Genomic DNA, 6059 nt, shown 5'->3' with positions numbered 1-6059 from the left:
GACCGGGGTGTGCGAGCTGCCGGAAGGCACCGAGATGGTGATGCCGGGCGACAACGTGACCATGGACGTCACGCTGATCGTGCCGGTGGCCATGGAGGAGAAGCTGCGCTTCGCCATCCGCGAGGGCGGCCGCACCGTCGGTGCCGGCGTCGTCGCCGCCATCAACGACTAAGCCAGGATAGCATCCTTAGCAGGGCGCGGCGGGGACAGGTCCTCGCACCCCCCGCCGTCCCTCTCAAGGTTTCAGGATTATGAACGGTCAGAACATCCGCATCCGCCTCAAGGCGTTCGATCACCGCATCCTCGATGCGTCGACCAAGGAGATCGTCTCCACGGCCAAGCGTACCGGCGCCACCATCCGGGGTCCGATCCCGCTGCCGACGCATATCGCGAAGTTCACCGTCAACCGCTCGCCGCACATCGACAAGAAGTCGCGCGAGCAGTTCGAGATGCGCACGCACAAGCGGGTGCTCGATATCGTCGATCCGACGCCGCAGACCGTGGACGCGCTGATGAAGCTCGACCTCGCCGCCGGCGTGGACGTGGAGATCAAGCTCTAAGTCCCGCCGGGATTTAGAGCTTACCGTTTCATCGCGCGAGGGAGAGACCTATGCGCTCAGGCGTCATCGCACAGAAGGTCGGCATGACCCGCGTCTTCACAGACGCGGGGGAGCATGTCCCCGTCACAGTGCTTAAGATCGATCAGTGCCAGGTGGTGGCCCACCGCACCGTCGAGAAGAATGGTTACGTCGCCCTCCAGGTCGGCGTCGGCAAGGCCAAGGTCAAGAACGTGTCGGCGGCCGAGCGCGGCCGGTTCGCGATCGCCAAGGTCGAGCCGAAGAAGAAGATCGCCGAGTTCCGCGTGTCCGAGGACGCGCTGATCCCGGTGGGCGCCGAGATCACGGCCGACCACTTCATCCCGGGCCAGTTCGTCGACGTGACGGGCACCACCACGGGTAAGGGCTTCGCCGGCGGTATCAAGCGCTGGAACTTCGGCGGTCTGCGCGCCACCCACGGCGTGTCGATCTCGCACCGTTCGATCGGTTCGACCGGCGGCCGTCAGGACCCGGGCAAGACCTTCAAGAACAAGAAGATGCCGGGTCACCTCGGCGTCGAGCGGGTGACCACCCAGAACCTGCGCGTCGTGCGCACCGATCCCGAGCGCGGCCTGATCCTGGTCGAGGGCGCGGTTCCGGGCGTCGCCGGCGGCTGGATCCAGATCCGCGACGCGGTGAAGCGCAAGCTCCCCGCCGACGTGCCGCTGCCGGGCAAGTTCCGTGAGAACGGTGCAGCCACCGAGTCCGCCCAGACCGCCCCCGAGGCCCCTGCGGCTGAGGAGACCGCCTGATGAAGCTCGATATCACCACTCTCGACGGCGCCGGCGCCGGCTCGGTCGAGCTGAACGAGGAGATCTTCGGCCTTGAGCCGCGGGCCGACCTCCTTCAGCGCATGGTCCGCTGGCAGCTCGCCAAGCGGCGCGCCGGCACCCACGCGGTGAAGAACCGCTCGGACGTGAACCGGACCCGCAAGAAGCTGTACAAGCAGAAGGGCACCGGCAACGCCCGCCACGGCGCGGCTTCGGCGCCGCAGTTCCGCGGCGGCGGTCGTGCCTTCGGGCCGGTCGTGCGCGACCACAGCCACGACCTTCCCAAGAAGGTCCGTGCGCTCGCCCTGCGCCACGCCCTGTCGGCCAAGGCCAAGGCCTCGACCCTGATCGTCGTCGACGACATCAAGATCGAGGATCACAAGACCAAGGGTCTCATCGAGCGCTTCGGCAAGATGGGCCTCTCGAACGCGCTGATCATCGGCGGTGCCGAGGTCGACGTGAATTTCGGCCGCGCCGCGCGTGCCATCCCGCAGATCGACGTGCTTCCCGTTCAGGGCATCAACGTCTACGACATCCTGCGCCGCAACACGCTCGTCCTGACCAAGGCCGCCGTCGACGCGCTGGAGGAGCGTTTCAAATGAGTGCCGATCCGCGCCACTACGACATTATCGTCTCCCCGGTCATCACCGAGAAGGCGACGAACCTGACCGAGCAGAACAAGGTCGTCTTCCGGGTCGGCCCCAAGGCGACCAAGCCTCAGATCAAGGAGGCGGTCGAGAAACTGTTCGACGTGAAGGTCACGGCGGTGAACACCCTCGTGACCAAGGGCAAGAAGAAGATTTTCCGCGGTCTCCGCGGACAGCGCTCCGACGTGAAGAAGGCGATCGTCACCCTGGCCGAGGGCCACACGATCGACGTCACGACCGGGCTCTGAGGACGGGTTTTAGGGATCCAAGCCGATGGCCTTGAAGACATTCAAACCGGTCACGCCGAGCCTGCGCCAGCTCGTGCTCGTCGACCGCCGTGAGCTCTACAAGGGCAAGCCGGTGAAGGCGCTGACGGAGGGCAAGAGCTCCTCCGGCGGCCGTAACAACCTGGGTCGCATCACGGTCCGCTTCCGCGGCGGTGGCCACAAGCGCGTGCTGCGCAACGTGGACTTCAAGCGCCGCGAGCAGCCCGGCGTCGCCGCGACGGTCGAGCGGATCGAGTACGATCCGAACCGCACCGCGTTCATCGCCCTGATCAACTTCCCCGACGGGAAGCAGAGCTACATCCTGGCCCCGCAGCGTCTGCAGCCGGGCGACAAGGTGGTGACCGGCGAGAGCGTCGACATCAAGCCGGGCAATGCCGGTCCGGTCGGCTCCATGCCGGTGGGCACGATCGTGCACAACGTCGAGCTGAAGATCGGCAAGGGCGGCGCGATCGCCCGCTCGGCCGGGAACTACGCCCAGATCGTCGGGCGCGACCAGGGCTACGTGACGCTGCGCCTGAACTCGGGCGAGCAGCGGCTTGTGCACGGTCAGTGCTACGCGACCGTCGGCGCGGTCTCGAACCCCGACCACATGAACATCTCGCTCGGCAAGGCCGGGCGCAACCGGTGGCTCGGCAAGCGCCCGCACAACCGCGGCGTGTCGATGAACCCGGTGGATCACCCGCACGGCGGCGGCGAGGGCCGTACCTCGGGCGGCCGCAACCCGGTCACGCCGTGGGGCGTGCCCACCAAGGGGAAGAAGACCCGGTCCAACAAGCGGACCGACGTGTTCATCCTGTCCAGCCGCCACAACCGCAAGAAGTAATCGCTATGGCACGCTCTCTCTGGAAGGGGCCGTTCGTCGACGGCTACCTCTTCAAGAAGGCCGAAGCGGCGCGGGGCTCCGCGCGCTCTGAGGTCATCAAGATTTGGAGCCGCCGCTCCACGATCCTCCCGCAGTTCGTCGGGCTCACCTTCGGTGTGCACAACGGGCAGAAGCACATTCCGGTCTACGTCTCCGAGGAGATGGTGGGGCACAAGTTCGGCGAGTTCTCGCCGACCCGCACCTTCCACGGGCACGCGGCCGACAAGAAGGCGAAGAGGCGCTGAGATGGGCAAGCAAGCCACCCCCCGCGCGCTCCCCGAGAACGAGGCCAAGGCGGTCGCGCGCATGCTGCGCGTCAGCCCGCAGAAGCTCAACCTCGTGGCGCAGATGATCCGCGGCAAGAAGGTCGACACGGCGCTGGCCGAGCTCCAGTTCTCGCGCAAGCGCATCTCGACCGAGGTCAAGAAGTGCCTCGAGAGCGCGATCGCCAATGCCGAGAACAACCACGATCTGGACGTCGACGATCTGGTCGTCACCCAGGCGTTCGTGGGCAAGGCCCTCGTGCTCAAGCGCTTCCACGCCCGTGCCCGCGGCCGCGGCGCGCGTATCCTGAAGCCCTTCTCGAACCTCACCATCGTGGTTCGCGAAGTCCGCCAGGCCGAAGCGGCTTAAGGAGGATCTCATGGGCCAGAAAGTCAATCCGATCGGTCTCCGTCTCGGTATCAACCGGACCTGGGACTCCCGCTGGTTCGCCGGCAAGGGCGAATACGCCAAGCTGATGCACGAGGACGTCGCGATCCGCGCCGCCCTCATGAAGCAGCTGAAGCAGGCCGCCGTCTCGAAGATCGTCATCGAGCGCCCGCACCGGAAGTGCCGCGTCACCATCCACTCGGGCCGTCCGGGCGTGGTGATCGGCAAGAAGGGCGCGGATATCGAGAAGCTGCGCAAGCTCGTCGGCACGATGACTAAGGCCGACGTGACCATCAACATCGTCGAGGTGCGCAAGCCCGAGATCGACGCCACCCTGGTGGCCGACTCGATCGCCCAGCAGCTCGAGCGCCGCGTCGCCTTCCGTCGTGCCATGAAGCGTGCCGTGCAGTCGGCGATGCGTCTGGGTGCCGAGGGCATCCGCATCAACTGCTCGGGCCGTCTAGGTGGCGCCGAGATCGCCCGCCAGGAATGGTACCGTGAGGGCCGGGTCCCGCTGCACACCCTGCGTGCGGACGTGGATTACGGCACCGCCACGGCGTTCACGACCTACGGCACCTGCGGCATCAAGGTGTGGGTGTTCAAGGGCGAGATCCTTGAGCACGACCCGATGGCGCAGGACAAGAAGGCCCAGGAAGAGGGTGGCCGCTCCGGCGGACGCCGTGAGCGCGATGGCGAGGGCGGCCGCGAGCGCGGACGCCGCGAGCACGCGTAAGGTAGGAAGCCATGCTGCAACCCAAAAAGACTCGCTTCCGTAAGCAGTTCAAGGGCCGCATCCACGGTGCGGCCAAGGGCGGCTTCGAGCTGAACTTCGGCCAGTTCGGCCTGAAGGCGGTGGAGCCTGAGCGCGTCACCGCCCGGCAGATCGAGGCGGCCCGCCGCGCGATCACCCGTGAGATGAAGCGCCAGGGCCGTGTCTGGATCCGGGTGTTTCCGGATGTGCCGGTCTCCTCGAAGCCGACCGAGGTCCGCATGGGCTCGGGCAAGGGCGCCCCGGATTACTGGGCCGCTCGCGTCCACCCGGGCCGGATCATGTTCGAGGTCGACGGCGTTGCCGAGGACATCGCCAAGGAGGCCCTGCGCCTCGGCGCCGCCAAGCTCCCGATCCGTACGCGGGTCGTCCAACGCATCGCCGACTGAACGGAGGCTATCGTGAAGTCGACCCAGAGAGTGTCTGATCTGAAGGCGTTGTCGCCGGATCAGCTGAGTGACGAGTTGCTGAACCTCAAGAAGGAGCAGTTCAACCTGCGCTTCCAGGGGGCCACCGGCCAGCTCGAGAACGTCGCCCGCGTCCGTGAGGTCCGCCGCGACATCGCCCGCGTCCGCACCCTGCAGCGTTCGAAGACGCTGCAGGCCGCCAAGAGCTGACGAAGGGCTCAGGAGAACACCATGCCGAAGCGCGTCCTGCAGGGCACCGTCGTCAGCGACAAGGGCGAGAAGACCATCGTCGTGAAGGTGGAGCGTCGCTTCACCCACCCGGTGATGAAGAAGACCGTGCGCCGCTCGAAGAACTACCATGCCCATGACGAGGCGAATGCCGCCAAGGTCGGGCAGACGGTGTTCATCGAGGAGTGCCGCCCCTTCTCGAAGACCAAGACCTGGAAGCTGGTCGAGGGCCAGGCTGCCGCGGTTGCCGAGACCGGCGAAGCTGCCTGAGTTGTCTTCTCTCGACGGCCGCGGAGATGTCTGCGTCCGTCCGTTAGGCCAATCGGTCCTGTGCGGCGTGCCGGAGCGTGACGATCGTCACGACCTCCCGCCGCTCATCGACCTGATAGTAGATCAGATACGGCATTCGGGGCACTGCGAAGATTCGCACCTCCGGTCGCACGCTTCGGCCCACGAATGGGTGGCGCCTGAGAAGCTCGGCCGTTTCGCGGATCGCACGCTCGACCTCGTCAGCGGCGCCCGGATTTCGCTCCCGAACATAATCGGCGATGTCCGCTAAACGCCGGACTGCACGGCGTGCGTAGACAAGTTTCATGCTCTGAAACGGCGGAAGGCAGCTTCGACCTCGTCGGGCGAGGCGATGTCTCCGCGTGCGATCTCGTCGAGTCCGTCCAACACATCCTGCAGGTGATCGGGGTCGACTTGGCCCTGAGTTCCAACGCGCGCCATGTCGAGCATGGCTTGCGCGATAGCGTCCTGCGCCTCCGGCGCCATCCGGCGGACTGTCTCGACGGCCTTTTCCAGAAGGTCGGTCACGGCCAGCTACATCCCAAACGACGAAC

General features: G+C 66.3%; 13 protein-coding genes and 1 pseudogene. 12 read left to right on the top strand and 2 right to left on the bottom strand.

From position 1 onward, the window contains the following. The 12 genes and pseudogenes from tuf to rpsQ form a co-directional block, all read left to right on the top strand. A pseudogene (gene tuf / locus MKL09_RS20740) lies at positions 1-172 on the top strand (elongation factor Tu); the annotation flags it as partial. Between the two features lie 79 nt (positions 173-251). Continuing rightward, complete coding sequence (gene rpsJ, locus MKL09_RS20735) at positions 252-560, top strand: 30S ribosomal protein S10 (protein ID WP_007569268.1); 309 nt, start codon at positions 252-254, stop codon at positions 558-560. Between the two features lie 50 nt (positions 561-610). Then, positions 611-1348, top strand: a complete 738-nt coding sequence (rplC, locus tag MKL09_RS20730) for a 50S ribosomal protein L3 (protein ID WP_244023267.1) — start codon at positions 611-613, stop codon at positions 1346-1348. Beyond that, positions 1348-1968 (top strand): 50S ribosomal protein L4, encoded by a 621-nt coding sequence (gene rplD / locus MKL09_RS20725; RefSeq protein WP_244023265.1) that lies wholly within the window; start codon positions 1348-1350, stop codon positions 1966-1968. The genes rplC and rplD overlap by 1 nt, the downstream gene beginning before the upstream one ends. Then, positions 1965-2261, top strand: coding sequence for a 50S ribosomal protein L23 (locus tag MKL09_RS20720; RefSeq protein ID WP_007569272.1), 297 nt, complete (start codon positions 1965-1967; stop codon positions 2259-2261). Before rplD ends, MKL09_RS20720 begins: the two co-directional genes overlap by 4 nt. Before the next feature lie 25 nt (positions 2262-2286). Continuing rightward, positions 2287-3123 (top strand): 50S ribosomal protein L2, encoded by an 837-nt coding sequence (gene rplB / locus MKL09_RS20715; RefSeq protein WP_244023264.1) that lies wholly within the window; start codon positions 2287-2289, stop codon positions 3121-3123. 5 nt (positions 3124-3128) lie between these two features. Then, on the top strand, positions 3129-3407 hold the full coding sequence (gene rpsS, locus MKL09_RS20710; protein WP_244023262.1) for a 30S ribosomal protein S19: 279 nt from the start codon (positions 3129-3131) through the stop codon (positions 3405-3407). 1 nt (position 3408) lies between these two features. Continuing rightward, positions 3409-3795, top strand: coding sequence for a 50S ribosomal protein L22 (rplV, locus tag MKL09_RS20705; protein WP_147853164.1), 387 nt, complete (start codon positions 3409-3411; stop codon positions 3793-3795). A 10-nt stretch (positions 3796-3805) separates the two neighbouring features. Beyond that, a complete protein-coding gene (rpsC, locus tag MKL09_RS20700) occupies positions 3806-4546 on the top strand; it encodes a 30S ribosomal protein S3 (RefSeq protein WP_147853165.1) in 741 nt (246 codons plus the stop codon). An 11-nt stretch (positions 4547-4557) separates the two neighbouring features. Further along, positions 4558-4971, top strand: coding sequence for a 50S ribosomal protein L16 (gene rplP / locus MKL09_RS20695; RefSeq protein ID WP_007569280.1), 414 nt, complete (start codon positions 4558-4560; stop codon positions 4969-4971). 12 nt (positions 4972-4983) lie between these two features. Further along, positions 4984-5199, top strand: a complete 216-nt coding sequence (rpmC, locus tag MKL09_RS20690; RefSeq protein WP_244023260.1) for a 50S ribosomal protein L29 — start codon at positions 4984-4986, stop codon at positions 5197-5199. Positions 5200-5220: 21 nt separating this feature from the next. Further along, positions 5221-5487 (top strand): 30S ribosomal protein S17, encoded by a 267-nt coding sequence (gene rpsQ / locus MKL09_RS20685; RefSeq protein ID WP_244023258.1) that lies wholly within the window; start codon positions 5221-5223, stop codon positions 5485-5487. A gap of 43 nt (positions 5488-5530) precedes the next feature. On the opposite strand, the gene MKL09_RS20680 is transcribed toward rpsQ, so the two are convergent. After that, entirely contained in the window at positions 5531-5812 is a 282-nt protein-coding gene (locus MKL09_RS20680) for a type II toxin-antitoxin system RelE/ParE family toxin (RefSeq protein WP_244023256.1), read from the bottom strand. Then, positions 5809-6033, bottom strand: coding sequence for a hypothetical protein (locus MKL09_RS20675; RefSeq protein WP_244023254.1), 225 nt, complete (start codon positions 6031-6033; stop codon positions 5809-5811). The genes MKL09_RS20680 and MKL09_RS20675 overlap by 4 nt, the downstream gene beginning before the upstream one ends. Positions 6034-6059: the final 26 nt, after the last annotated feature.

Origin of the sequence: Methylobacterium sp. J-048, from assembly GCF_022829515.1 — a bacterium.
Lineage (GTDB): Bacteria > Pseudomonadota > Alphaproteobacteria > Rhizobiales > Beijerinckiaceae > Methylobacterium.
The sequence above is the reverse complement of the archived record's forward strand: the minus strand, read 5'-3'. Positions and strand labels throughout refer to the sequence as shown.